Here is a 23,891-nt window from a genome sequence, read left to right as displayed (position 1 = left end):
GGAAAATTATATTTAGCAGGTGGTACGAAGTGGATGACATAGATCGCAGAATTCTGAGGTTTCTTCAGAAGGATGGCCGCATCACGAACATTGATTTGTCACGGCAGATTCATCTGAGCCCTGCCGCTACGCTGGAGCGCGTTAAAAAGCTGGAGCAAAGCGGGGTAATCCGCGGTTATATGGCCCGTCTTGACCCTGAAACCGTCAATCTTGGGCTGCTTGTTTTCATTCAGGTCACGCTGGATCGGACCAGTCCGGATATTTTTGAGGCCTTCTCCAAAGCACTTAAAACCATTCCTCAGGTCAGTGAGTGCTATATGGTTGCGGGCGGGTTCGACTATCTGGTGAAGGCGCGGGTCAAGGATATGACCGCGTATCGTAATTTTCTGGGGAAAACCCTGACCCGGCTCCCGGGAGTACGCCAGACGCACACTTACACCGTCATGGAAGAGGTCAAGGCCGATCCCGAATTGCCGATCTGACGGCTATCATTTTCCCAAGCGGACAGGATGACGGTATGAGGAACGTTACCTTACTCGTGTTCTAATAATGGAGACGCTCCGCCAGATGATGACGCGCCTTTTCCCGGTCTGGGCCATTCTGGTCTCGCTGGCAGCCATCGTGCTTCCCGCGCCGTTCCTGAAACTGTTGCCGGTCATCACACCGCTGCTCGCGTTCATCATGTTTACAATGGGTGTGTCTCTGACAGTGCAGGATTTTTCCCGCATTGCCCGGCGCCCTTATCCTGTTCTGGCGGGGGTAGGATTGCATTATCTCGTCATGCCTTTGGCGGCATGGGGGATTGCACATCTGCTCGGTATGCCTCCCGGTCTGGCGACAGGTATGGTTCTTGTGGGCTGTGTCTCTAGCGGCACAGCCTCCAATGTGATGATTTTTCTTTCCAAGGGAGATGTTGCGCTGTCCGTCAGTATTAGTGCGCTGTCTACTTTGGTGGGAATTTTTGCAACACCATTACTGACACGGCTGTATGTGTCTGCGGGTGTCTCTGTTGATAGCTGGGGGTTGTTCCGAAGCATCATTACCATGGTTGCGTTACCGGTTTTTGCCGGTGTGATCGTCAATACGCTGTGGCATCGGACCATCCAGCGGATTGAGAACGCCTTGCCGCCCGTGGCCATGGTGTCCATTTTGCTGATCATTGGTTGCGTCGTCGCTGGCGCCGGTCCCTCCTTGGCTCAAGCTGGCCCCCTTTTGATCCTGGGCGTTATTCTGCATAACGCGATTGGCTTATTGGGGGGATACTGGGGCGGCAGGCTTCTGGGCTTCGATGAGTCTGTCTGCCGAACGCTTGCGCTTGAAGTCGGGATGCAGAACTCGGCGCTCGCCGCAACGCTGGGCCGTCTTTACTTCTCACCCATTGCAGCGCTGCCAGGAGCAGTTTTTTCCGTCTGGCACAATGTGTCCGGCTCCGTTCTGGCGGCATACTGGGCGGCGCGGCCTCTCAGTAAGGGCACGTCACGGATCAAGGCGCCTTGAGATAATCCTGTATTCGCGGAACCATGAAATCAAGAAAGGCACGCACTCGCGGTGGGCTCTGATGTCCTGCAGGGAAGAGGGCATGAATGTCTTCTTCGTCCTGTATCGTGGCATCACTCAGAACTTCAACCAAGCGGCCAGTCTTCAGGTCTTCACGGACATGATACTCCCCAAGCCGTGCCAGCCCGACGCCTTGCAGGGCCATACGCCTTACCGTTTCACCATTATTCGCTAGAAGGGGACCGTGCACGCGGCGGTCAATCAGCCGCCCTTTTTCCTGAAACGGCCAGACAGGGGTTGTGCGCTGGAAGTTGAACCCAAGGCATTGATGGCTGTCTAAATCCGCAACGGTCTGAGGTGTTCCGTGGCGTTCAAGATAGTTGGGTGAGGCTACAATCCTGCGTGGTACAGCCCCCAAATGACGGACTGTAAGGCCTGAATCCTGCAGTCGGCCGACACGGAAGGCGACGTCTGTCCGGTCAAGGTAAAGGTCTGTTACGTCGTCGGAAAGTGAGAGATCAATCAGGATTTCTGGATAGGCATTCCAGAACGCGGGGAGGAATGGCTCCAGTCCAAGGGTGCCGAACGCAACGGATGCATTGACCCGGACCGTCCCTCTGGGCTGCATGGTTCCCGTTGTGAGGCTGCGTTCAATATCATCGAGATCAGCTATCAGGCTGACAGCGCGCGTATAATAGGTCTGTCCCTCCTCCGTTACGGAAAGGCGGCGGGTCGAGCGTTCGATCAGGCGGACACCCAGACGGGCTTCAATTCTGGCGATGAGCTTGCTGACGGTTGATGGCGTCATGACCAGCAGCCGGGCGGCTTCCGAGAAACTGCCGCTTTCGACTACCCGCAGAAAAACCTGCATTTCGCCAACGCGATTGTCCATCTCGATCTCATCTATGAACGGGTTGCAGGAACTTTGTTCAAAGCGCGCAAATTTTAAGGCGCGCATGATGTCAAGCGTGGATTGCCACCTGCTTGAACAAGGCCGCTGGAAATGTTCTTCGCTACGAAACGGATTAAGAAATTTCCAGAATATATCGTTTAAAATCAAAATTCAGGCGGCTCTTTCTCCGAGCCGCCTGAACCTGAAGTTTAGTGAGCCGAACGAACGTCGTTGCTCTTTTCACGGATGGCCCGGAACTCGGAGCCACCTTTCCACGTCGGCCAATCATGCGAGAAGGCCGCATTATATCCGACCTGGCGGACAACATCGACGTCCTGCGCCGCACCTCTGACGTCCCAGTCAGGGCTCCAGGCATCGCAGGCCTGATGATAGCAGGCCATATATGCCGTCAGCCATTTGCTGCCTGCGGCTGTTCCACCCTGAAGAAGATCGAACGGGCCAGCCATATCCATAACTGCGAGAACGGGCACGCCAGCGCGAGCGAAGGGCAGATGGTCCGCACGGTAGAAGGCTCCGCGCTCCGGCATGGCTTCCGGCTGGGTTGTACGGCCCTGCTTGAGAGCCGCGGCTGCGAAGTCGTCCTGCAGAGTGTCCTGTCCAGCGCCGATAATGAAGGCATTATGAGCTGGGCCTGCCATCTGAAGCACATCCATGGTCAGGTTAGCCGCAGTCTTGTCCAGGGGCGCCAGCGGATGGGCGACATACCAGCTCGATCCCAGAAGGCCACGCTCTTCCCCGGTCCAGGATGCAAAACTGACAGTCCGTTTTGGCTTTGGCCCGTTCTTGAAAGCCCGTGCGATTTCCAGAACGGCTGCAATACCAGAGCCGTCGTCAATCGCTCCGCGCCGAATAACGGTCTTGCCCGCGGCGTCGGTGCTTTTACCAAACGCATCCCAGTGCGCGCCGAACATTACGGTTTCGTCGGGATAATCCGTACCGGTGATCTTGCCGATGACGTTCTGGCTCTGGAGGTGATCGACCTTGACCGGCATGTCCACTGAAAGCGTCGTGTCATGAATGTTGACCGGATGGAAATCCGGCGAACGCGCCTGACGACGCAGACGGTTCAGATCCAGCCCGGCGCGCGCAAACAATGTTTTGGCTGCATTGCCTTCGATCCAGCCGATCATCGGTACGGACTTCAGGTCCTTATCGTCGTGAAGAATGTCATATTCTTCACCCTGAGGTGCGACGACGGTGCTCCAGGGATAGGACGCGCCCGGAGTATCATGAATGATCAGCGCTCCGGCTGCACCGCGACGGGCTGCTTCCTCGAACTTGTAGGTCCAGCGGCCGTAATACGTCATGGTCTTGCCACCAAAGCGCCCAGCAACAGGCTCCTCTGGTCCAGCATCGAAATCAGGATCATTCACCAGGAAGACCGCAATCTTGCCGTGTAGATCAACCTGCTTGAAGTCATTCCAGCGACGTTCCGGCGCCGTCACACCATAGCCCACGAAGACCAGAGGGACGTTTGACAGCTGAAGGCGCTCGATCGGCTGGAGCGTTGACATGACGATATCTGTCAGCTGATGAAGCGGCAGAGCAGCCTGACCCCGTGTCTTGATCGTCGCGATTGCTTTCGGATCAGGGCGGGTGCGGATCATGGGGACATTCTGCGTCCATCCGCCATTTTCGCCGCCAGGTTCCAGTCCAAGCTTCTGGTACTGATCAATCAGCCACTTGACCGTGACGGCCTCACCTGGGGTGCCAGGGGCGCGTCCTTCAAATGCGTCCGAAGCCAGAACCCGCATTGTCTCCGACATTCGAGCCGGGTCGATAGGGCCGGAGGCGCCTGCGTCAGACGCTGCATGGGCCCCGGAAACGCCGATTGCGAGCGGAGCTATCGCGAAAGCGGCAAGAGCGGTAGCCAATTTCAGGCGGTTTCGAAGGGAAGATTTGTGCATCATGTCCTCAGTCTTTGTCATAACGCGTGTCTGACGAGATGAGGCATACCTTACACATCGGATTGCTGATCAGGAAATGGCATAAAATCATCGGACTGGCTGGTTGACGGAAAACGCGTCGCACCCCCATCTACGATTAATGACCACTCTTACCATTCCGGTTCTCCTGTCCCGCCATCCTCCCGTTGAGGGGAGTGAAGGCCTTTGTTATGGGCGACAGGAGATGGAACTCAGAGCGGGGTGGGAGGCTCAGGCCGCTGGTCTGCTGACCCTTGCAAAGGGCGCCGGTTGTTCAGTCATCTACACGTCACCATCGGCCCGGTGTCTGTCTGTCGCGCGAAGACTTGAGGCACAGACCGGGTGGCCGCTGCGTTTGGATGACCGGTTACTGGAGCTAAATTTTGGCCAGTGGGAAGGGCTATCCTGGAATGTTGTGCCGCGTGTGGCTCTCGATAGCTGGGCCGAAGATCCTGAAGGGTTTTCTCCGCCGCGTGGTGAAAGTGGGCGAGCGCTACAGGAACGTGTGCAGTCTTTCTGGGCAGACCTCGTTCAGGCTGGAGAGGCCGCATTAGTCATTTCGCACGGCGGCCCACTTCGTCTCCTTGATGGGCTTGCCAAAGGAGAAAGGGCGAACCTGCTAGCACCTTCAATGCCGCAGGGCAGCAGCAGGCTCCATTACGTCATCGTTTGATCCACTGACGTCGGTCCGGGTTTCTTGTTTCCCATCCCATGCGCTCCAGTTCTGGCGTTTTGGCATGTGCTGCCGGATATCCGATGCAAAGATACGCGATAAGGTTCCATCCCGGCTCGGCATCGAGAAGGTCTGACACGTGCTCAGGCTCAAGAATGGAGACCCAGCCCAGCCCAACACCAGCCGCCGTTGCGGCCAGCCAGAACGTATGGATGGCCATCACAGCGGACCACGTCGTTGTTTCCGGCATGGTCGCACGTCCGAGACCATGTCCTTGATCCGGGAATGTTTCGCAGAAGACGGCGACATGATGCGGGGCATCATCTAATCCGGCCAGTTTGAGCGTCGCATAGGATGCTGCTTGTGCGCCTTCATATCCCTGAAGGGCTTCCCGGTTACAGGTTTCAAAGCTTTTCCGAACGGCTGCTTTTCGCTCCTGGTTTTCAACGAGCACGAAGCGCCAGGGCTCACTCAAACCAACGGAAGGCGCCAAAGTCGATGCATGCAGGAGATGATCCAGCACCGATGTGGGCAGAGGATCACGTTGGAAATGTCGCGCATCGCGACGCCATGTGAAAAGGCGCTCCAGATCTTTTCTGAAATCGTCTGAAAAGGCTGGTGCCGTCATGGTTTATCCGTTGCGTGCAAAAGGTTTGTCAGCGCCTGCCGTCAGGACACGGGATGCCAGAGGGCCGAAGAGCAGTCCGATCGTAGCCCATAGAACGATCTGCATCCCCAAGGCTGCCTCCCGGAATCGCCAGAGCACTGTTGCCGGGAAATCTGATGGAACTTCGTTGATATCAGGCATACCGGCTTGTCCGGCGGCCACCAGAATGATGAAGACTCCGAGGGAGGCTAGCACTCCGTTCCAATGACCCAGGCGCCCGATGAGTGGTCGGCTGACCATATAGGATGCCGCTGCCGCGCAAAGCGACAGAGCGATCATACCGAAATAGGCGCCGGTTCGTAGGCCGATGGTGGATGGAAGGCCAACGGCAGGGGGATTGGGAGCATATTTCAGGTCTGGCACCAGCACGAACACAACAAATGCTGCGGCTGCCAGAAGTGCAGATAAGGCTCGCGGCGAAAAGCGGCCTACGCGACCGTATGCAAAAGCAAAAATAGTCGCGAAGATGCCGCCGTAAGCCGCGCCATACATAACGGCAGCGGTGAGAAGCCCGAAAGACGCCTGTACGCCTCGGCTGATAATTTCCGGTTCAGGCGGCTCGCCAGCAGCGAGGTCTTTCGCGCTCTCGAATGCAATCGCAAGATTGACCTGCGGCTCTCCAAAAAAACGTGCAAACACGAACGCAAGCAATGCGGCAGCAATCCCGGCAATCATGCCGCGGCTCAAAAGACGACCTGTCATGAAACTATGCTGCGTTTAGTGGCAGGGGAAACCGAGAAGATGGCGCCCATCATGAACAAATTCATGAACTGCGTGCCCTGAAATCAAAGACGTCGCACCTTGTTCTGCACCAACAAAATAAAGCAGCATAAGGCTGAGCACGACCGTAAAGGCAGCCCATGGAAGGAGCGTGCGGATCGGCAGCGCAACCGGTGCGGCGATGCTGGCGGGCAGGTGGGACGGGGAAAGGCTCTGGCTCATAATAGGCTCCGCTGGAAAAGCGCGTTCTGCGGTTGAAAATTGGTAAAGGAGGTCTGGCTTCGCAACGTGATTTCACGAGCATTACAGTGGCGCGACCGCACCGGATTTGCACCGGCTTCTCCCTGCTTTCGCTAACAGGAAGGATGTAACCTTTCATGCGGGAGTGTCAACTTTTCCATGCTGAGGCCAGCACTGTCAGGAGAACGCACTCAGCGAGACTGGCCGTTGCTCCGAGTACGTCTCCGGTATAGCCGCCAAGCATTTTTCGGGCTACGGCGCGAACTCCAAGCATCGTGCACAGGGCGGCAAGAATAGTCTGGAAGCCCAGTTGTGCGGGGAGGCAAATTACCGTCATGCAAAAGCCGGAAAACAAGGCGCCCAGCAACTGATCCCGTGTCAGATTGGACAGCTGTTTTGCCAGCCCGTTGTCACGAGCAGGCTTGGTGAGGAACGCCAGGAGAGGGAGTACTGCGCGGGATAGCGCTCCCGTTGCAGCCATTGCCGGCAAGATCATTGAAGGAGGCAGCGCTGCTAACGTCGTAACGCGGCCGATTAAGCTGATGCCCAAAGCTAACCCCCCATAGCTGCCGATACGACTATCGCGCATGATGGTCAGGCGCTTCTCAGGAGTATGGCCACCACCACATCCGTCCGCCATATCCGCCAGTCCGTCTTCGTGCAGGCCTCCGGTTAAGAGAACTTGTAGGCCGACGCTCCAGGCTGCCGCTACCAGAGGGGGAACACTCAAGGCACTCAGCAGCAAGAACACTGATGCGCTGAGAATACCGATAAGCGCGCCAACCAGGGGCCAGCACCAGACAGACCGCGCCAGAGACCAGTCCTGTCCGCTGACGCGCAGCCATCCCAAGGGAAGGCGGGTCAGCAGGCCCGCACCACAGGCAATGTCTTCTCGAATGGTGCGCCAAAGCCTCATTGAATGGAGACGTCTGATTGGGAAACAGCAGCCTCAGCGAACGTCGCCATACCGTTGTGGCAGGCCAATGCCGCTCTGAGGACGGGAATGGCAACGGCAGACCCAGATCCCTCTCCAAGGCGCAAGCCTAGGTCCAGTATTGGTTTCAGCCTGAGGGCATCTGCCAGCTTTCGGTGACCAGCCTCAGCGGAACAATGCGAGAGCTGTGTGTGGTCGAGTGCTGAGGCAGTCAGTTTGATCAATGGCAGCACGGCTGCGGTACAGACGAAGCCGTCAAGCAGAACCGGGATACGATGGTGTCTGGCGGCCAGAACACTTCCCAGTATGGCGGCCAGTTCGTAACCACCCAGACAACGTGCGGCATGCAAGGGGTCGTTAAGTGACGCCGCGTGCAGACACAGGGCCTCATCAATAACAGAAGCCTTGAGGTTGACGCCCGCCTGATCGAGACCCGTTCCACGTCCTGCCCAGTCCGCGCCTGTGCCCCCCAGAAGCGCTGCGCAAAGTGCGGCGGAGGGGGTTGTGTTGCCAATACCCATTTCGCCTGGGCAAAACAGATCCAGCGCGGGGGATACGGCGGTGTATCCGACCGAGACCGCATCAAGGAATTCGTCTTCGCCCATAGCTGGGGTCGCGGTAAAATCTGCTGTGGCCATTAGATTTCGGACGGGCACAACAGTAAGGTTCGCACCAGCATTCCGGGCAAGCTGATTGATTGCTGCGCCGCCACGCTGGAAATTCGACACCATTTGGGCCGTAACATCCGAAGGCCACGGAGATACCCCCCGGCGGACCACACCATGATTTCCTGCAAAAATCGTTATCTGAACGTGTTCTAGCGTTGGTTTCTGATGGCCTTGCCATTCACCGAGCCAAATGGACAGCTCTTCCAACCGCCCGAGGCTGCCGGGAGGTTTGGTCAGAGTTGCGTCTCGCTCCGCTATCAGGGCGGCGACTTTTGGGTCGGGGTCTGGAAGTGACAGGCAGGCAGTGCGAAGTTCTGCCATGCTGGCGAAAGGGGGCTGACAGGACGAGGGCATGATGTGCGGTGGCATGACAGGTCTTTTGTGCTGTTATCAGGGACCATGCAAGAAGAAGGCGCAGGAGACATTGTGGCACAGACCATCACGCAAACAGGACTACCGGATGTGTCACTGGTCCTCGGGGGCGCCAGGTCAGGAAAAAGCGGGATCGCTGAGGCACTCATCACTGCCCTTCCGGCCCCTTGGGTTTACCTCGCGACCGGTCGGGCTTTTGATGAAGAAATGCAGGCCAGGATAGATTTGCACCGTACCACCCGTGGGAACAAAGGCTGGCGTACAGTTGAAGAGCCGTTTGATATCGCTGGTGTTTTACAGGTCGAGCAGGGTGCGCCGGTTCTGGTTGATTGCCTGACTTTGTGGCTGACAAATCTCATTCTGGAAGATCGTAATGTACACGCCGCGACGAAAGATCTTCTCGAGGCGTTGCAAACACGGAAAGGCCGGACCGTTCTTGTGGGTAACGAGGTAGGGCTCGGAATTGTCCCGGACAATGCCCTGGCTCGTCGTTTCCGCGATGAAGCGGGCCTTCTTCATCAGAAGATCGCCGCAGTCGCCGGAGAAGTGCTGTTTGTGGCGGCGGGTTTGTCTTTGAAAATGAAATGAGCCCATTTCCCGGGCTTTGACACGCTTTCATCCCAGAGATAGGAGAGGGTTTGATGGTTCCTCTGAGAGGAGGATGAAAAGGGAAGCTGGTGCGGCCTTAGAATTAGGTCAAACCCGGCACTGCCCCCGCAACTGTGGACGGTTTTCTGTCCTGCCAGTCTTTCTTTCAGGAAAGGCAGCCACTGGATTTCGATCTGGGAAGGCCCGGTGGGAGAGGAGGTGCTAATGGCGCCTCAGCCGTGAGTCAGGAGACCTGCCATCTGAGCCAAGTGTCATGATCCGGCGGGGTGCCCGGAGTGTGAGGGCGCGCCATCATGTGCGTGTCACTTTCGCGATTGCGAAGGCCTTTCATCGCGCCTTTTGTTATGCCGTTGTGGCTGCAAGAGAGACGAAACCATGGCAGATACCCTGCCTTATCCTGAAACGGGCCAATCATCCGTTTCGCCAGTTTTCCACGTCTGTGTGACGTGTCGTCGCGGTCTACCGGTTGGGAATGACCCTGTTCGGGGGCGACAGCTCTACGATGCCTTGCTTGACCAGGCTGCTGAAGGTGATTTCAGCGTCCAGCCCGTTGAATGTATGGCAGCCTGTAGCCGAGGCTGTATTGCCACGCTTTCCATGCCGGAAAAATGGACTTTTGTTCTAGGTGAACTTGGTCCGGAAAAGCTGTCGGACCTGCTGGCTTACCTTAAGCTTTACCGGGCATCGAAAACCGGAACAGTGATGCCGTCAAAGCGACCTGCATCGCTTTCTGATATGGTTATCGCCCGTCTTCCATCTTCATTGTCTGCTTCACAGGAACTTTCATGATGTCCCAGACTGTTTCAGGCTCCGGTCGCAAGATTCCGGTTACGATCATCACAGGTTTTCTGGGGGCAGGGAAAACAACCCTTCTGCGAAATCTTCTCGCACAGGCTGATGGGCGCCGTATTGCAATCGTCGTGAACGAGTTCGGTTCGCTTGGGATCGACGGTGAAATCCTGCGGTCCTGCGGGATCGAAGGATGTGCTGACGAGGATATCGTCGAACTCACCAACGGATGCCTCTGCTGCACGGTTGCAGACGACTTCATTCCAACCATGGAGGCTCTGATTGATCGCCCTGATCCGCCAGAGCACATCGTGATCGAGACATCTGGCCTTGCGCTGCCCAAGCCTCTTCTCAAGGCATTCAGCTGGCCCGGGATCCGTACCCGCATGACCGTTGATGGTGTGATTACGCTTGTGGACGCACCTGCTGTCGCCGCGGGTCGCTTTGCCGACGATCCGGAAGCTGTTGCTGCACAGCAGGCTGCTGACCCTTCTCTGGATCATGATAATCCGTTGGCTGAAGTCTATGAAGATCAGTTGAATGCGGCAGATCTGATTGTTCTGAACAAGACTGATCTTCTGGATGAAGCCGGGATTGATGCGGTTGAAAAGGGCATTAACGAGGCCGTGCCGCGGAAAGTTATTACGCTGCGCGCAGTAGAGGGACGACTGGACCCCGCTGTTCTGCTGGGAATTGGTGCCGGTGCCGAAGACGACCTTCAGGCGCGCCCGTCCAACCATGATGGCGCAGATGATCACGAACATGATGACTTCGAGAGTTTCGTCGTAGTCCTTCCGGAGCAGAAGAGTGCTGAAGCGTTGCTCAAACGCCTGAGCGAGGTTGCGGGGCAATTCGATATCCTCCGCATGAAAGGCTTTGCAGCGGTGCAGGGTAAAAAATTGCGGTTGGCCGTGCAGGGTGTCGGGACCCGTTTCCGTCATGAATTTGATGTACCTCTCGCAGATGCCGGTCGCGACGGGCGCCTTGTCGTAATTGGCCAGACAGGCCTGGATCGCGCAGCCATCGAAGCCGCATTGCTGGCGGACTGACCTGATGCATCTGCTTGTCCGGGAACGACACGGAATAGACGATCAGGACGTGGCCGAGGATCTCGGTCATGCGCCTGCTGACGTCGTGTTTCTGTCCTTCTCGGATAGCGATCTTCTGGCGCTTGAGCGGGCCTATTCCCGTTTGAATGAGCAGGCCCCGACCGGCGCAGGTTTTTCGCTGCGACTGGTCAGTCTTGCTCGCCTCAGACACCCCATGTCGGTCGATTTATACGTTGAGCAGACCATAGCATCGTCCCGATGCGTCATCGCACGGCTTCTGGGTGGCGTGGATTACTGGCGATATGGGGCGGAAGAACTCCGGAATTTTTGTAGCAGGAACAGCATTCCACTGGCTCTGTTGCCCGGAGATGCCCGTCAGGATGCACGGCTTGAAGAGTGGACCAGCGTCGAAGCAGAAAACCATTCCAGACTTACGGGGTTTCTGAGGGAAGGTGGTCCTGAGAATGCGCGTCGCGCCCTTTTGCTCATGGCTCATCTGGCCGGATATGGAGATGACGTTTCAGGGCAACCCGCGGCGCTCCCCCCGGCTGGAATTTATCGCCAGACGACTGCGGATTTTCCTTTAAGAGCCACAATCGTTTTCTACCGCGTTCACCTTCTGGCTGCCGATACAGCAGCGATTGACAGTCTTGCCGATGAACTGGAAAAGTCCGGGGTCGCGACAGATGTTCTATATGTCGCATCGCTGAAGAACCCGGATGTTGCCGAGTGGATTCAAACCCGCCTGATTGAAACTCAGCCAGACATTATTCTGAACGCGACCTTCTTTTCTGCGCGCGGAAAAGAGGGGGCATCTCCTCTTGATGTTGCTGCTGTTCCGGTTCTTCAGGTTTTGCAGCCTGGTGTGACAGTCTCGGCCTGGGCTGAAAGCGGGCGCGGTTTATCGCAATCCGACCTCGCGATGCAGGTCGTTTTGCCAGAACTTGATGGGCGGATTTCTTCGTCTCCGATCTCCTTCAAATCCGAAACAGTCCCGGGGGATGCGGCAAGGCATGCGCCCTTTCAACCGGGTATTGCCGCTGCTGCAGAGCAAGCTCTCGCATGGGCGAGGCTCAAGAAAACACCTTCGCGCGAGAAGCGTCTTGCGATTGTCCTTTCTGATTATCCCGGTGCGGATGGACAGACTGCACATGCCGTCGGGTTAGATACTTTTGCCAGCCTTGAATCCATCCTGCAGGCCTTGAAACAGGCAGGGTATGACTGTGGAGCTGCGAAAATACCCGTCAGCAGGGCGTTGGTGGGAGCTTTGTGTGAAGACCTGCCACAGCCCTGTTTGTCTCTGAACGATTATAACGAACTCTTTGCGCGCTTGCCCGCTCCCTTCCGGGACGCTGTGACACAGAGTTGGGGCACCTCTGCTGAAGACCCCGTTGTTCAGGACGATTCATTTTGCCTTAAATTTGTGGCGCTGGGTAACATCGTAGTCGCTGTCCAGCCCGATCGTGGCAGCGCGCAGGATCGTAAAGCCCAGTATCACGACCCTGATACACCCCCTGGACATGCCTATATCGCGTTCCACCTCTGGCTACGTCATGTCTGCCAGACAGATGTCATGGTTCATCTTGGAACGCATGGCACACTCGAATGGCTGCCCGGCAAAGCTGTAGCGCTTTCCAACCAGTGTGCTCCCGCCGTTCTTCGTGGCGCTTTGCCGGTTCTGTATCCCTTTATCGTCAATAATCCGGGAGAAGCAGCCTCGGCGAAACGTCGTCTCGGCGCAGTCACCATCGGACATATGACACCGCCTGTTATGAAGGCCGGACTTGATCCGGACATGGCAGAGCTGGAACAACTGATCGATGAGTTTGCAGAGGCGGATGGTCTGGACAGGCGTCGTGGCGCCATTCTGAAGCGTGATATTCTGGACCGAGCCACGCGCATGGGGCTTTTGAGCGAAAGTGGCGTCAAAGCGGGGGAAGGTGACGAAGCAGAGGCTCTGGCGCGGCTGGATGCTTATCTATGTGATGTGAAGGACCTTCAGATCCGTGATGGTCTGCATGTTTTCGGTCAAGTAGCACCACATGCCGAGAAACTGGCCGAAATGGTGTCTTCTGTCGCACAGATGCCCCAGCAAATGGTTGCTACTCTGATCGAAGCCAGCGCAGATGCGGAAATGAAGGCACTTCTGGCCGGGCTGGAAGGACGGTTCATTCAACCCGGGCCGTCTGGTGCTCCGACACGTGGGCGAGTGGATGTTCTGCCGACCGGCCGCAATCTTTTCACGCTTGATCCGAGAGCTGTTCCGACGTCTTCTGCGGTAGAGCTTGCCCGGACGCAGGCAAAGCAGATTCTGCTGTGTCATTTGCAGAACGAGGGCGAGCCGCTTCAAAGCATCGTTATAGATCTATGGGGTTCTTCCACCCTGCGCACGGGAGGAGAGGATCTGGCACTGGCTCTGATCCTGATGGGAGTTGACCCCACGTGGGATGCGTCGAGCGGTCGGGTATCAGGATTTGAAATTACACCGCTGGCTGTTCTCGATCGTCCGCGTGTCGATGTAACACTTCGAATTTCAGGATTGTTCCGGGATGCCTTCCCAGCACAGATTTCTCTTTTCGATCAGGTGGTTGAAGCTGTTTCCTGTTTGGAGGAAGGCGAGGAATGGAACCCGTTGTCTGCCCGTGTGAGAAATCTGGAAGGTGATGCTCGAAAAATTGCTGGAGCGCGGATTTTTGGTGCAGCGCCCGGTACGTACGGGACAGGCATTGAAGATGCTCTCACGCGGAGTAACTGGGAAGACCGGTCTGAGCTCGGCCAGTCCTATCTGGCCGACAACGACTGGATGTATGGTGGCGGTCGTGACGGGACACGTAGCAGCGCAGCATTGGCCCAAAATCTGGCACGGGCAGATGCAATCCTGCATGTGCAGGACCATGCAGAGACGGATATTCTCGAAAGCCCGGATTTTGCTGCTCATGAAGGTGGGCTTGCAGCAGCGGCGGCTTTGCTAGGGGCCGATCCCGTCCTTTGGCATGGCGATACGTCCCGTGCGGACGCGCCCCGTCTTCGGAGAGTTGAAAACGAAGTGAAGCGCATCGTTCGAGGGCGTCTGGCCAATCCCCATTGGCTGGCAGGGATGCAGCGGCATGATTATCGGGGAGGCGCCGAAATTGCACGGGGACTGGACGCGCTCTGCGCTTTTGCCTCGACCCTTTCTGTTCGGTTTGACCAACAGTTTGACTTGGTATTTGCCGCAACGCTTGGCGATGACACCTGTGATGCTTTCCTGAAAAGCGCTAACCCTCAGGCACGTCAGGCAATGCGCACGCGGTTCCAGGATATGATCCGTCGAGGCCTCTGGCACCCGCGCCTGAATAGCGTCTCTGCGATGTTGGAGAGTGGGAGCGAATGACAGTTCCCCCCCTTGTTCGCGGCTGGTGTCCGGATATGTTCGCGCCGATGGAAGCACGAGACGGATATCTGGTCCGTATCCGTTCCCCGCTCGGTGGTTTTAACGGGCCACAAGTACTGGCTATTGCAGAGCTGGCACGACGTTTCGGAAACGGCGTTGTTGAACTGACCAATCGTGGCAACGTGCAGTTGCGAGGATTTTCTTCGACGAGTGCAAAACTCGCGTTAGAAAGCGCACTGGCAGAAGGGCTCGTAGATCCTGATCCAGCAAAAGAGCGCCGAAGGGCCATTCTGGTTTCACCCCTTGCGGGCTTGGACCCTGAATGCGACCCGGAAACGTTAGGCGTCGCCCAGTCGCTTCAGACGGCACTTCTTGAAGAAAATGCATTGTCGGCGCTGAGCGGCAAGTTCGGTTGGGCCGTTGATGGTGGCGGGTATGTTCCAGAAGGCACGTTATCAGCGGATATTGCCCTTCAGTCCCGCGCGGATGGATGGTCAGTTGTCTGTGGTGCTATGGAAACCGGAGTGCTGGATAACGCTCGGGCTGTCAGAGCAGCCGTGGTGATGTCCCGGATTTGTGCAGAAAATTCTGACCTTGGCCGACCATCGCGAGACACCGATACAGCAGCATTCGTCCACGCGAAGGCCGGGCTAGAGGGCATTCCGTGCAAACGGCAGGGTACTCGTCCGGTGTCTCTCATAGGGCCCCTGCCGGGGAAGGTCATGGGTGTTGGCCTGCCATTTGGTCGATGCCATGCCAAAGACTTGGAGGTTCTTGCCGAACTTACCGGGACATCACGGCTGCGGGTTACACCGTGGCGTAGTGTTCTCCTGCCGCAGCAGGACGGAACATGGCCCGGCTTCATCACCAGTTCGGTAGATCCATTGTTGAGAGTGGAAGCCTGTATTGGCCGTGCCGGATGTGCGAAAGCCACCGCAGATGTTGTCGAGACAGCCTTGGCTCTGGCATCTGATGTGCCGCCCGGCTGTGTGCTGCATGTTTCAGGCTGCATAAAGGGGTGTGCGCATCCCCGTGCGGCAGATATGACGCTTGTTGCTGATGACGGGCATTATGAGGTTGTGCGCAATGGGCGCACAACAGATACGCCATCATGGCACGGCAGGGATATTCCGCAGATACGGGCCTTGTTGCGTCATGAATTGAAGGAGACACAGGTTTGAGCGCCGGACCCTCTTCCTACGACTATATTCGGGATGGCGCGGCCATTTATGCCCGGTCCTTTGCAACGATCCGTGCAGAGGCCGATCTGTCGGGTTTTACGCCTGAACAGTCCAAAATTGCAGTGCGCATTATCCATGCATGCGGAATGGTGGAGGTCGCAGCATCAGTCGCCATGACGTCTGATCTTGTTAGCAAAGCGCGTGCAGCGTTGCAGGCGGGTAAGCCAATCCTGTGTGATTCCGAGATGGTCGCCCATGGTGTTACGCGCGCCCGGTTGCCAGCCAATAATGCCGTTATTTGCACGTTGCGCGATGAACGGACGCCAGATCTTGCGAGACAAATTGGCAATACGCGCTCTGCCGCAGCCCTTGATCTTTGGGGTGATCAGATTGAAGGGGCTGTTGTAGCGATTGGCAACGCCCCGACAGCGCTTTTTCATCTCCTTGAGCTTATTGATGCAGGTGGCCCGCGCCCCGCAGCAATTATCGGGATGCCTGTTGGCTTTGTAGGTGCCGCAGAGTCCAAGGATGCACTGGCTGCTCGGCGTGACCTTGCGCATGTCATCGTACGCGGCCGACTGGGCGGAAGCGCCATGGCTGCTGCTGCCCTGAACGCCCTTGCCAGCGAGGCAGAATGACAGCTGCTACAGTTTACGTCGTCGGCGTAGGGCCGGGTGATCCGGAACTTATGACGCTCAAGGCAGCGCGGGTCATTTCAACAGCTCCCGTCATCGCCTATTTCTGCCGTCATGACAAAATGGGTCATGCGCGGAAAATCGCTGACACGCATATTACGCTGGGCACGAAAGAGCTGCGTTTTGCGTATCCCTTTACGACGGAGCGCCTCGTTAATGACCCGTCCTATCATCCTGATATGTCGTTGTTTTACGATGAGTGTGCGAAGCAGATTGCGGTCGAAATAGAAGCTGGCCGAAGCGTTGCTCTTCTTTGTGAGGGTGACCCGTTTTTGTATGGCTCCGCCATGTATGTGTTTGATCGGCTTGAGCCTGTCGGACCTTGTGAAGTCATTCCCGGAATCACCGGAATGAGCGGATGCTGGACGCAGGCGGCACTCCCCATGACGCATGGTGATGATGTCTTGTGCGTCTTGCCTGCCACTATGTCGGAAGATGATCTGGCTCAGTGGCTGAAGCAGGCTGATGCAGCCGTTGTGATGAAACTGGGACGCAATCTTCCAAAGCTGCGCACAGCGCTGGAACGTGCAGGTCGATTGCAGGATGCCGTTTATGTGGAGCGGGGAACCCAGGAAGATGCCCGTGTTCTGCCACTGAATGACATGAACGGTGCGGCTCCTTATTTCTCTCTGGCGTTGTTGCCAGGGCGCCGGGGTGTCCGGTGAGCCAGATCTTCGTCATTGGTCTCGGGCCGGGAAAGCCCAGCCAGAGAACCCCTGAGGCTGAAGAGGCACTTGCTCAGGCAACAGACGTCATAGGATATGGTCCATACGTGGATCGTGTGGATCTGCCAGCGCATATCACTCGCCATCCATCGGATAATCGTGTCGAACTGGATCGCGCTCGCCATGCCCTCGAACTTGCGGAGCAGAAGCGTTGTGTGGCGATCGTGTCAGGCGGGGATGCGGGCGTGTTTGGCATGGCAAGCGCCCTGTTTGAAGCCATCGATCACGAACCGGATCGATGGAGTGGGGTGAATGTCACGGTCATTCCCGGTGTTTCCGCTGTTCTGGCGGCCGCAGCCCGTATTGGCGCGCCTCTCGGGGGAGATTTCTGCGTCATGTCCCTGTCAGATAATCTCAAGCCCTGGGAGACAGTCTGCCGACGTCTGACTTTGGCCGCGCAGGCGGGCTTCGTGATTGCGCTCTACAACCCCCGTTCAAAGGCACGTCCCTGGCAGTTGGGCGAGGCTTTCGAAGTGCTGCGTCAGGAGTTGTCTGGAACTGTGCCTGTTGCCTTCGCAAGGGCTATTGGAAGGACCGATGAAAGGCTGCACCTAACCGATCTGAGCCATGCTGATCCCGAACTGGTGGATATGAGTACACTTGTCCTGATCGGGACCACTCTGACACATCGTATCGAGCGGCCGGATGGGCAGGCATGGCTTTACACGTCCCGGTCTGTGCCCGCGTGATAATGGCGCTCCAACCAGTTCAGCGCGTCTTCGACGCTCGTGACAGTCTCCGTCCGCGGCAGCGTCGGGCGGTCAATCATGATAACGGGCAATTTCAACGCTCTGGCGGCAATCAGCTTGGCGGCCGTCGCATCGGCTCCAGCATTCTTGGTGACGAGAACCTGCACAGCATGGTCTCTCATAAGCGCGATTTCTCTGTCCACCGTGAACGGAGGGCGGGCGAGCAGAAGCGTGACGTTAGACGGCAGGGACAAGGGATCAGGCTGGTCGATACTGCGCAGCACGTAATGATGATGCGGAGCCTTCTGGAACGGCAGCAGGTCCTTGCGGCCCGTCGTCAGAAAGACTGTCCGTTCGGCGGTCCCCAGCGCTTCTACGGCGGCATTAATACTGGGAACGAACGTCCATTGGTCGTCAGATTGGGCTTCCCAGCTCGGGCGGTCTATCCGCAGCAGAGGAAGGCCCATTCGCTCGCATGCCGTCACGGCGTGTCGGCTCATTTGTGCGGCGAACGGATGGGTCGCGTCCACCACCGCACCAATGTTCTCTGTGGCCAAGAACGTTTCCAGCCCCGAAATGCCGCCAAATCCGCCAATGCGCACAGGGATTCCGGGAAGAACTGGATTCTTCGTCACGCCAGCGAGAGAAAAGACTGGCTCGAAATCCTTTCTTTCCGCGAGATGTTGCGCCAGTTGGTTGGCCTGTGTCGTGCCGCCAAGGATCAGAACGCGCATGGATTTGGTTCCTTTGCCGGAGCAGGCCGATGAAGACCCCATGGCTGAGCGTTATCGGAATTGGCGAGGATGGTGTCGAGGGGCTTTCGTCTCTCGCACGTCAGATCGTTCGTCAGGCCGAGTTTGTGATGGGCGGTGAAAGGCATCTTGAACTGGCTGCCAGTCTGATCTCAGGACAAGCTGAACCTTGGGGCTCCCCGTTTTCGAGTGGAGTACGTCGTGTTCTTGAACGGCGCGGACAGCCCGTCACCGTCCTCGCATCCGGAGATCCATTCTGCTTCGGTGTGGGAAGCACGTTGGCACGCCATATTCCGCCAGAGGAAATGCTCTGTGTGCCCGCGCCGTCTTCCATATCCTGGGCCTGCGGGCGCCTTGGATGGGCTGAACAGGACGTGCGTGTCGTGTCGCTCTGTGGGCGCCCAATTGAGACATTGGTTCCGCACCTTCATCGGACTATGCGGCTGATTGTTTTGTCAGAAGACGGTAGCACGCCGAGAAAAGTCAGTCAGTTTTTGACTGGGCGAGGCTTTGGGCCCTCTCGCATTCATGTCATGGAACGGGTAGGCGGCTTTAATGAGCAGTCGCGTGTAATCGTGGCTTCGGACGGGCTCGAAGATGTCGATCCTCTAAACCTTATGGGAATTGAAATCGAGGCGGCTCCAGGGGCGAAGATGATCCCCCTTTCCTGTGGTTTAGAGGACGATCTGTTTGAGCATGACGGGCAGATCACCAAGCGCGAAATTCGCGCTGTCACGCTTTCAACATTAGCCCCGCATCCCGGAGAACTCCTCTGGGACATTGGTGGAGGGGCCGGGTCTGTCGCCATTGAATGGATGCTTCATCATCCCGCCAATCGGGCCATCGTCATTGAGAAAAATCCACTACGGGCGGCGAGAATAGCGAGAAATGCCCTGAAACTGGGTGTGCCAGGACTAAAGATTGTGGAAGGCACTGCGCCTGATGCTTTGCCTGAACTTGAAAGACCAGACGTCGTTTTCATAGGCGGAGGGTTGGCACAGGTGGATATTTTCACGCAGGCGAGAGCCGCACTTCCCGTTGGCGGACGTCTTGTTGCCAACGCCGTAACGCTGGAAGGTGAAGCGGTTCTATCCGCTCAATATACGCGCTATGGCGGCACGCTGACACGGATCGGCATTGAACGGCTTGATGCTGTCGGTGGGCTGCATGCTTTCCGACCCGCCATGCGCGTGACGCAATATGCGACAGTGATTTCTGAGGGCAGGTTATGATCGTCGCGGGTATCGGCTGTCGACCAAAAGTGGACGAACAATCCCTGCTGGACCTCATCATGCAGGTGACGTCTGGCCGCAGGTTCGATCGGCTTGCTGCTCCGGAGTTTAGAAAAGCGGAACCAGCTATTCCAGAGCTGGCAAAACGTTTGAATGTTGAGCTTGTGTGGATTGATACGGAAAGCCTGACAGAGCGTCAGGTAGAGTGCGAGACCCATTCCGCAATTGCTTTTGAAAAGACAGGATTCAGCTCTGTGGCGGAGGCTTGCGCGCTGGCAGGTGCCGGGCCAAAAAGCCGTTTGATCGTTATGCGACAGAGTGGAAAAGACGTGACCTGTGCCCTTGCGCAGTCAGTTGAGACATGAGGAAAGAGAACGGATGACGGTTCATTTTATTGGTGCAGGACCGGGCGCCGCTGATCTTCTGACGCTGCGAGGCCGCGATCTTCTGGCTTCATGTAAAGTCTGTCTATATGCGGGGTCTATCGTCCCGGCGGAAATGCTGGAGCACTGCCCGCCAGATGCCCGAAAGGTGAACACGGCGCCGTTATCGCTGGACCAGATCGAGCAGGAATACATCCGGGCACACGCTGAAGGGCAGGACGTCGCGCGTCTTCATTCTGGGGATCTGTCTATCTACAGCGCGGTTGCCGAACAGACGCGCCGCCTGGATAGGCTTGATATTCCCTGGACAATGACGCCGGGAGTGCCTGCATTTGCGGCAGCGGCATCTGTCTTGGGCCGGGAACTTACTGTCCCTGAAGTTGCGCAGACCGTCGTGCTGACCCGCGTCAGTGGCCGAGCGTCTTCCATGCCAGCGCGTGAAACACTCTCAGCCTATGCTGCGACCGGTGCTACACTGGCCATCCATCTGGCAGTGCATGCGCTGGACCGTATCGTTACGGAGTTGCTGCCACATTATGGGCCAGAGTGCCCTGTGGCGGTGGTGGCACGTGCAAGCTGGCCGGATCAGATCACCATTCGCGCCACGCTTGGAACTCTTCTTAAAAAAGCTGCAGCTAACCCAGTAGAGCGCACCGCTCTTGTTTTGGTTGGTCCCGCGCTTGCGGTCGATGAATTTCGGGAGAGTGCGCTCTATGATCCGGATTATCAGCGCCGGTTCAGGTCTGGATCATCAGCCGGATGACTGCGTCCTACGCAGTTGCCTTGTCGGTCAAAAACCATAACGTCCAGAGCGATACTGTTGTCTTCCAGAACGCTGCTGGCAAACTGGTACGCAGCACGGGCGATGTGATTACCCAGTGGAATATCCTGCGCGGAAGCAAGAAGAAATGCTTCTGCGACCGTAGGGGAAACTGCAATAGCATCGGCCAATTCCGCGCTCGCGCCTGCCTGCGTTGCCAAGGCCGCCAGAGCTGGCATATCTGCGGCCCCTCGCTTGGAATGCAGATCCATCCGGCCCTGAGCCAGCTTGGTCATCTTGGCGATGCCTCCGCCGATTGTAAGGCGAGGGACCGGGTGTCGACGAATATATTTCAGGACGCCACCTGCAAAGTCACCCATTTCGATCAGCGCTGTTTCAGGCAACCCGTAGAACGTCTGAACAGCGCGTTCGGAAACATCTCCGGTGGTCGCGGCCAGATGTGGCAGGCTCAGCGCCCGCGCGACGTCGATCCCACGATGAATGCTGTCAATCCAGGCCGAACAGGAGAAGGGCACGACAATTCCCGTTGTGCCCAGAATGGACAACCCGCCGACAATGCCCAGCCGACTATTCAGGGTTTTCCTGGCCAGCGTAACGCCATTTTCAACGCTGATTGTGATCTCAGCGGAGGCACCCTGAAGTGCGAGACGGATCATCTGGCGGGGGACAGGGTTAATGGCCGGTTCACCCGGCGGCAGGGGGAGGCCGGGGCGCGTAATTGTTCCAACACCATCGCCCGCGCGAAAAATAATATCTTGCCCCTCAGGCAATGGGCGCACATCTGCCCGGATAAGGGCGCCATGCGTAACATCGGGGTCGTCTCCGGCATCCTTGACGACTGCTGCCCAGGCGCCCGTTTTGTCCATCCCATGGGCAGCCAGCGCAAACGCCGCCTGTTTGCCTCCGGGCAGCGTGATGGACACGGGATCAGGAAATGTTCCAGTCTGGAGCGCTATCCATGCAGCTTTGGCCGCCGCGGTCGCGCAGCTTCCGGTCGTCCAGCCATATCGCAGAGAGGAGCCTTGGGCAGTCATCGGAGACAGGATACGATATTTCATGCTGAAAGCGAGACATGCCATCAGAAAGGATCGCTGATATGACCCGCGCGATCATGATTGCTGCGCCTCGCTCAGGGGGGGGTAAAACGACCGCCACGCTTGGTATTCTGTCAGCTCTGAGGGCCAGAAATATCGAAATTCAGGCCGCCAAGACAGGCCCGGATTATATTGATCCAGCGTTTCATGAGGTTGTAACCGGGCGTTCCAGCTTGAACCTTGATAGCTGGGTGATGACGCCTGAGCTTCTCGAGAGCATGTTAGCGCGTGCGGCTGAAGGTGCAGATCTTCTGGTCGTTGAATCTGCCATGGGGCTGTTCGACGGCTTGCTGGGGCCTGCTGACGCGCGAGGTGCACCGTCCGATATTGCGGCTCGTTTCAGTATTCCAGTTATTCTTGTGCTGGATGTATCAGGGCAGGGCCAGTCTGCTGCGGCCATTGCACACGGTTTCGCCACGCTCGATCCCGCTCTGCATGTTGCTGGTGTCATCCTCAATCAGGTTGCGTCCCAACGACATCTGGCTATGGCCCGTGAGGCCATTCTGGCCGCAGGCATCCCCGTTCTGGGTGCATACATGCGGGACACCACCCTGAAACTTCCGGAGCGACATCTTGGCCTCGTGCAGGCACGGGAACAGGACACACTGAAAGATCTTCTTGCTAGCCTGCGGGAGAGGACGGAAGGTTCGCTTGACCTCGATGCCATCATGGCCGCGGCAGCACCTCTTACTATTGAGGATCATGGCTGTGTTGCCATAAGCCCTCCGGGGCAAAGGATCGCGGTTGCCGATGATGCCGCGTTTTCGTTCCTTTATGGGCATGTGGCGCAGAGTTGGAGGAATGCAGGAGCCGAACTTGTTCCATTTTCTCCGCTGGCAGATCAAGGGCCGGATGAAGACTGTGATGTCTGCTGGCTTCCCGGAGGATATCCGGAGTTACATGCTGAACAACTGGCGGCATCCCGTCACTTTCAATCCCATCTGGTGAAGTTCTCCGAGACACGACCAGTCCACGGAGAATGCGGAGGCTTCATGGCGCTGGGAGAGTTTCTGGAAGATGCAAACGGTATGACGCATAAGATGCTGGGCCTTCTGGGGCACGGAACCAGTTTTGCGAAGCGTAAAATGAATCTGGGATATCGTGAGGCGATACTGGCAACAGACTGCGCGCTGGGGTCAAAAGGCAGTATCTTTCGGGGACACGAATTTCATTATGCCCGCGTGATCCAGGCCGGAACGGACGAGCCTCTCGCAACCTTGAGAGACGGCTACGGCAATGATCTTGGGATGGCTGGAGGCTGTCGTGGGCTGGTGTCCGGATCATTTTTTCACGTGATGGCACGTAGAGACAGGAAGTGAGCATGAACACCACGGATGATGCGACCCGGCACCGGGAGAAAATGCAGAAACGCAAAGACGTGCAGGACAAGGAAGTCGCGTCAAAGACTGTCGAAAAGGGCGTTCTGGCGGTCCACACAGGTCCGGGTAAAGGTAAATCTACCGCAGCGTTTGGCCTTGCGCTTCGTGCGCTGGGCCATGGAAAGCGGGTTGTTGTCGTGCAGTTTATCAAGGGCGCCTGGGTGACTGGAGAGCGTGCTGCGTTGGAACGCTTTGACGATCTGGTAGAGTGGCACACGATGGGCGAGGGGTTCACTTGGGAAACGCAGGATCGCTCAAAGGATATTGCTGCCTGCGCCCGGGCGTGGGAGGTGGCGCAAGCGGCCCTGAAACGCGACGATGTCGCTCTTGTGGTTCTCGATGAACTGAATATCGCCCTGCGATACGACTATCTGCCCTTGGAGCAGGTTCTGGAGGACCTGAAAGCGCGTCCTGAAATGCAGCATGTCGTCATAACCGGGCGCAATGCCAAACCAGCCCTTGTGGACGCTGCGGATCTGGTAACGGAAATGACACTGGTAAAACATCATTTCAGTGCAGGTGTGAAAGCTCAGGCCGGGTTCGAATTCTGA

At 57.1% G+C, this 23,891-nt stretch carries 25 protein-coding genes and 2 riboswitches; of the genes, 16 read left to right on the top strand and 9 right to left on the bottom strand.

The features are described from left to right. Positions 1-29 precede the first annotated feature (29 nt). Together KP707_RS10170 and KP707_RS10165 are read left to right on the top strand one after the other, a co-directional pair. Entirely contained in the window at positions 30-482 is a 453-nt protein-coding gene (locus KP707_RS10170) for an Lrp/AsnC ligand binding domain-containing protein (protein ID WP_046901941.1), read from the top strand. A gap of 85 nt (positions 483-567) precedes the next feature. After that, the gene (locus tag KP707_RS10165) at positions 568-1,497 is read left to right on the top strand and encodes a bile acid:sodium symporter family protein (RefSeq protein WP_211502974.1); all 930 of its coding nucleotides are present in this window, start codon (positions 568-570) and stop codon (positions 1,495-1,497) included. Here KP707_RS10165 and KP707_RS10160 read toward each other — a convergent pair. Further along, on the bottom strand, positions 1,484-2,389 hold the full coding sequence (locus KP707_RS10160) for a LysR family transcriptional regulator (protein WP_211502975.1): 906 nt from the start codon (positions 2,387-2,389) through the stop codon (positions 1,484-1,486). The two genes, KP707_RS10165 and KP707_RS10160, sit on opposite strands and share 14 nt — an antisense overlap. 209 nt (positions 2,390-2,598) lie before the next feature. Further along, positions 2,599-4,317: a M20/M25/M40 family metallo-hydrolase gene (locus tag KP707_RS10155; protein ID WP_211503170.1), complete on the bottom strand. Its 1,719-nt coding sequence runs from the start codon at positions 4,315-4,317 to the stop codon at positions 2,599-2,601. A 139-nt stretch (positions 4,318-4,456) separates the two neighbouring features. Between KP707_RS10155 and KP707_RS10150 the strand changes: the two genes are divergently transcribed. Beyond that, positions 4,457-5,008, top strand: coding sequence for a histidine phosphatase family protein (locus KP707_RS10150; protein ID WP_211502976.1), 552 nt, complete (start codon positions 4,457-4,459; stop codon positions 5,006-5,008). Here KP707_RS10150 and bluB read toward each other — a convergent pair. The 5 genes from bluB to cobT form a co-directional block, all read right to left on the bottom strand. Beyond that, positions 4,998-5,636 (bottom strand): 5,6-dimethylbenzimidazole synthase, encoded by a 639-nt coding sequence (gene bluB, locus KP707_RS10145; protein ID WP_211502977.1) that lies wholly within the window; start codon positions 5,634-5,636, stop codon positions 4,998-5,000. The genes KP707_RS10150 and bluB overlap by 11 nt on opposite strands. 3 nt (positions 5,637-5,639) lie before the next feature. After that, positions 5,640-6,377, bottom strand: a complete 738-nt coding sequence (locus KP707_RS10140) for a CbtA family protein (RefSeq protein WP_211502978.1) — start codon at positions 6,375-6,377, stop codon at positions 5,640-5,642. Positions 6,378-6,392: 15 nt separating this feature from the next. Further along, positions 6,393-6,617, bottom strand: coding sequence for a CbtB-domain containing protein (locus KP707_RS10135; RefSeq protein WP_211502979.1), 225 nt, complete (start codon positions 6,615-6,617; stop codon positions 6,393-6,395). A gap of 28 nt (positions 6,618-6,645) precedes the next feature. Beyond that, positions 6,646-6,787: riboswitch (cobalamin riboswitch) on the bottom strand. Beyond that, entirely contained in the window at positions 6,784-7,551 is a 768-nt protein-coding gene (gene cobS / locus KP707_RS10130; protein ID WP_215751596.1) for an adenosylcobinamide-GDP ribazoletransferase, read from the bottom strand. Its footprint overlaps the riboswitch before it by 4 nt. Continuing rightward, on the bottom strand, positions 7,548-8,591 hold the full coding sequence (cobT, locus tag KP707_RS10125; RefSeq protein ID WP_211503171.1) for a nicotinate-nucleotide--dimethylbenzimidazole phosphoribosyltransferase: 1,044 nt from the start codon (positions 8,589-8,591) through the stop codon (positions 7,548-7,550). Before cobT ends, cobS begins: the two co-directional genes overlap by 4 nt. Positions 8,592-8,636: 45 nt before the next feature. Here cobT and cobU point away from each other — a divergent pair, with 45 nt between their 5' ends. The 8 genes from cobU to cobJ all read left to right on the top strand — a co-directional run bounded on the left by cobU (position 8,637) and on the right by cobJ (position 17,719). Further along, positions 8,637-9,197 carry a bifunctional adenosylcobinamide kinase/adenosylcobinamide-phosphate guanylyltransferase gene (cobU, locus tag KP707_RS10120; protein WP_211502981.1) on the top strand — a complete coding sequence of 187 codons (561 nt, stop codon included), beginning with the start codon at positions 8,637-8,639 and terminating at the stop codon, positions 9,195-9,197. 37 nt (positions 9,198-9,234) lie between these two features. Beyond that, a riboswitch (cobalamin riboswitch) is annotated at positions 9,235-9,473 on the top strand. Between the two features lie 120 nt (positions 9,474-9,593). Beyond that, complete coding sequence (locus tag KP707_RS10115; RefSeq protein WP_211502982.1) at positions 9,594-10,007, top strand: DUF1636 domain-containing protein; 414 nt, start codon at positions 9,594-9,596, stop codon at positions 10,005-10,007. Beyond that, entirely contained in the window at positions 10,004-11,056 is a 1,053-nt protein-coding gene (gene cobW, locus KP707_RS10110) for a cobalamin biosynthesis protein CobW (RefSeq protein WP_211502983.1), read from the top strand. Before KP707_RS10115 ends, cobW begins: the two co-directional genes overlap by 4 nt. A gap of 4 nt (positions 11,057-11,060) precedes the next feature. Further along, on the top strand, positions 11,061-14,429 hold the full coding sequence (gene cobN / locus KP707_RS10105; RefSeq protein WP_211502984.1) for a cobaltochelatase subunit CobN: 3,369 nt from the start codon (positions 11,061-11,063) through the stop codon (positions 14,427-14,429). After that, positions 14,426-15,610 (top strand): precorrin-3B synthase, encoded by a 1,185-nt coding sequence (gene cobG / locus KP707_RS10100; RefSeq protein ID WP_211502985.1) that lies wholly within the window; start codon positions 14,426-14,428, stop codon positions 15,608-15,610. The genes cobN and cobG overlap by 4 nt, the downstream gene beginning before the upstream one ends. Beyond that, a complete protein-coding gene (locus tag KP707_RS10095; RefSeq protein ID WP_211502986.1) occupies positions 15,607-16,248 on the top strand; it encodes a precorrin-8X methylmutase in 642 nt (213 codons plus the stop codon). Before cobG ends, KP707_RS10095 begins: the two co-directional genes overlap by 4 nt. After that, positions 16,245-16,970, top strand: a complete 726-nt coding sequence (locus KP707_RS10090) for a precorrin-2 C(20)-methyltransferase (protein WP_211502987.1) — start codon at positions 16,245-16,247, stop codon at positions 16,968-16,970. Before KP707_RS10095 ends, KP707_RS10090 begins: the two co-directional genes overlap by 4 nt. Then, positions 16,967-17,719: a precorrin-3B C(17)-methyltransferase gene (cobJ, locus tag KP707_RS10085; RefSeq protein ID WP_211502988.1), complete on the top strand. Its 753-nt coding sequence runs from the start codon at positions 16,967-16,969 to the stop codon at positions 17,717-17,719. Before KP707_RS10090 ends, cobJ begins: the two co-directional genes overlap by 4 nt. Here cobJ and KP707_RS10080 read toward each other — a convergent pair. Next, positions 17,692-18,453, bottom strand: a complete 762-nt coding sequence (locus KP707_RS10080; protein WP_211502989.1) for a cobalt-precorrin-6A reductase — start codon at positions 18,451-18,453, stop codon at positions 17,692-17,694. The genes cobJ and KP707_RS10080 overlap by 28 nt on opposite strands. A gap of 29 nt (positions 18,454-18,482) precedes the next feature. Here KP707_RS10080 and cbiE point away from each other — a divergent pair, with 29 nt between their 5' ends. Genes cbiE through cobM form a run of 3 tightly spaced genes read left to right on the top strand, consistent with a single transcriptional unit; the run spans position 18,483 to position 20,849 of the window. Further along, the gene (gene cbiE, locus KP707_RS10075; protein ID WP_211502990.1) at positions 18,483-19,703 is read left to right on the top strand and encodes a precorrin-6y C5,15-methyltransferase (decarboxylating) subunit CbiE; all 1,221 of its coding nucleotides are present in this window, start codon (positions 18,483-18,485) and stop codon (positions 19,701-19,703) included. Next, the gene (locus tag KP707_RS10070; protein ID WP_202207937.1) at positions 19,700-20,068 is read left to right on the top strand and encodes a cobalamin biosynthesis protein; all 369 of its coding nucleotides are present in this window, start codon (positions 19,700-19,702) and stop codon (positions 20,066-20,068) included. The genes cbiE and KP707_RS10070 overlap by 4 nt, the downstream gene beginning before the upstream one ends. A gap of 13 nt (positions 20,069-20,081) precedes the next feature. Further along, entirely contained in the window at positions 20,082-20,849 is a 768-nt protein-coding gene (gene cobM, locus KP707_RS10065; protein ID WP_211502991.1) for a precorrin-4 C(11)-methyltransferase, read from the top strand. Here cobM and KP707_RS10060 read toward each other — a convergent pair. Then, positions 20,813-21,901, bottom strand: coding sequence for a cobalt-precorrin-5B (C(1))-methyltransferase (locus KP707_RS10060; RefSeq protein ID WP_211503172.1), 1,089 nt, complete (start codon positions 21,899-21,901; stop codon positions 20,813-20,815). The genes cobM and KP707_RS10060 overlap by 37 nt on opposite strands. A gap of 62 nt (positions 21,902-21,963) precedes the next feature. Between KP707_RS10060 and KP707_RS10055 the strand changes: the two genes are divergently transcribed. Further along, positions 21,964-23,280 carry a cobyrinate a,c-diamide synthase gene (locus KP707_RS10055; RefSeq protein WP_211502992.1) on the top strand — a complete coding sequence of 439 codons (1,317 nt, stop codon included), beginning with the start codon at positions 21,964-21,966 and terminating at the stop codon, positions 23,278-23,280. Between the two features lie 2 nt (positions 23,281-23,282). After that, positions 23,283-23,891 (top strand): cob(I)yrinic acid a,c-diamide adenosyltransferase, encoded by a 609-nt coding sequence (gene cobO / locus KP707_RS10050; protein WP_211502993.1) that lies wholly within the window; start codon positions 23,283-23,285, stop codon positions 23,889-23,891.

Source organism: Gluconobacter sp. P5E10 (genome assembly GCF_018812145.1).
Lineage (GTDB): Bacteria > Pseudomonadota > Alphaproteobacteria > Acetobacterales > Acetobacteraceae > Gluconobacter > Gluconobacter cerinus.
This window is presented reverse-complemented; position numbering and strand designations above follow the sequence as displayed.

What these genes read in the sequence shown, in the direction of transcription:
- cobO (WP_211502993.1), top strand. Translation starts at nt 23,283, where the DNA reads ATGAACACCACGGATGATGCGACCCGGCACCGGGAGAAAATGCAGAAA.
- KP707_RS10090 (WP_211502987.1), top strand. Translation starts at nt 16,245, where the DNA reads ATGACAGCTGCTACAGTTTACGTCGTCGGCGTAGGGCCGGGTGATCCG.
- cobN (WP_211502984.1), top strand. Translation starts at nt 11,061, where the DNA reads ATGCATCTGCTTGTCCGGGAACGACACGGAATAGACGATCAGGACGTG.
- KP707_RS10115 (WP_211502982.1), top strand. Translation starts at nt 9,594, where the DNA reads ATGGCAGATACCCTGCCTTATCCTGAAACGGGCCAATCATCCGTTTCG.
- cobW (WP_211502983.1), top strand. Translation starts at nt 10,004, where the DNA reads ATGATGTCCCAGACTGTTTCAGGCTCCGGTCGCAAGATTCCGGTTACG.
- KP707_RS10150 (WP_211502976.1), top strand. Translation starts at nt 4,457, where the DNA reads ATGACCACTCTTACCATTCCGGTTCTCCTGTCCCGCCATCCTCCCGTT.
- cobT (WP_211503171.1), bottom strand. Translation starts at nt 8,591, where the DNA reads ATGCCCTCGTCCTGTCAGCCCCCTTTCGCCAGCATGGCAGAACTTCGC.
- KP707_RS10165 (WP_211502974.1), top strand. Translation starts at nt 568, where the DNA reads ATGATGACGCGCCTTTTCCCGGTCTGGGCCATTCTGGTCTCGCTGGCA.
- cobM (WP_211502991.1), top strand. Translation starts at nt 20,082, where the DNA reads ATGACGGTTCATTTTATTGGTGCAGGACCGGGCGCCGCTGATCTTCTG.
- KP707_RS10155 (WP_211503170.1), bottom strand. Translation starts at nt 4,317, where the DNA reads ATGCACAAATCTTCCCTTCGAAACCGCCTGAAATTGGCTACCGCTCTT.
- cobU (WP_211502981.1), top strand. Translation starts at nt 8,637, where the DNA reads ATGCAAGAAGAAGGCGCAGGAGACATTGTGGCACAGACCATCACGCAA.
- KP707_RS10140 (WP_211502978.1), bottom strand. Translation starts at nt 6,377, where the DNA reads ATGACAGGTCGTCTTTTGAGCCGCGGCATGATTGCCGGGATTGCTGCC.
- cobG (WP_211502985.1), top strand. Translation starts at nt 14,426, where the DNA reads ATGACAGTTCCCCCCCTTGTTCGCGGCTGGTGTCCGGATATGTTCGCG.
- KP707_RS10160 (WP_211502975.1), bottom strand. Translation starts at nt 2,389, where the DNA reads ATGGACAATCGCGTTGGCGAAATGCAGGTTTTTCTGCGGGTAGTCGAA.
- KP707_RS10070 (WP_202207937.1), top strand. Translation starts at nt 19,700, where the DNA reads ATGATCGTCGCGGGTATCGGCTGTCGACCAAAAGTGGACGAACAATCC.
- cobS (WP_215751596.1), bottom strand. Translation starts at nt 7,551, where the DNA reads ATGAGGCTTTGGCGCACCATTCGAGAAGACATTGCCTGTGGTGCGGGC.
- bluB (WP_211502977.1), bottom strand. Translation starts at nt 5,636, where the DNA reads ATGACGGCACCAGCCTTTTCAGACGATTTCAGAAAAGATCTGGAGCGC.
- cbiE (WP_211502990.1), top strand. Translation starts at nt 18,483, where the DNA reads ATGAAGACCCCATGGCTGAGCGTTATCGGAATTGGCGAGGATGGTGTC.
- KP707_RS10060 (WP_211503172.1), bottom strand. Translation starts at nt 21,901, where the DNA reads ATGACTGCCCAAGGCTCCTCTCTGCGATATGGCTGGACGACCGGAAGC.
- KP707_RS10080 (WP_211502989.1), bottom strand. Translation starts at nt 18,453, where the DNA reads ATGCGCGTTCTGATCCTTGGCGGCACGACACAGGCCAACCAACTGGCG.
- KP707_RS10135 (WP_211502979.1), bottom strand. Translation starts at nt 6,617, where the DNA reads ATGAGCCAGAGCCTTTCCCCGTCCCACCTGCCCGCCAGCATCGCCGCA.
- KP707_RS10055 (WP_211502992.1), top strand. Translation starts at nt 21,964, where the DNA reads ATGACCCGCGCGATCATGATTGCTGCGCCTCGCTCAGGGGGGGGTAAA.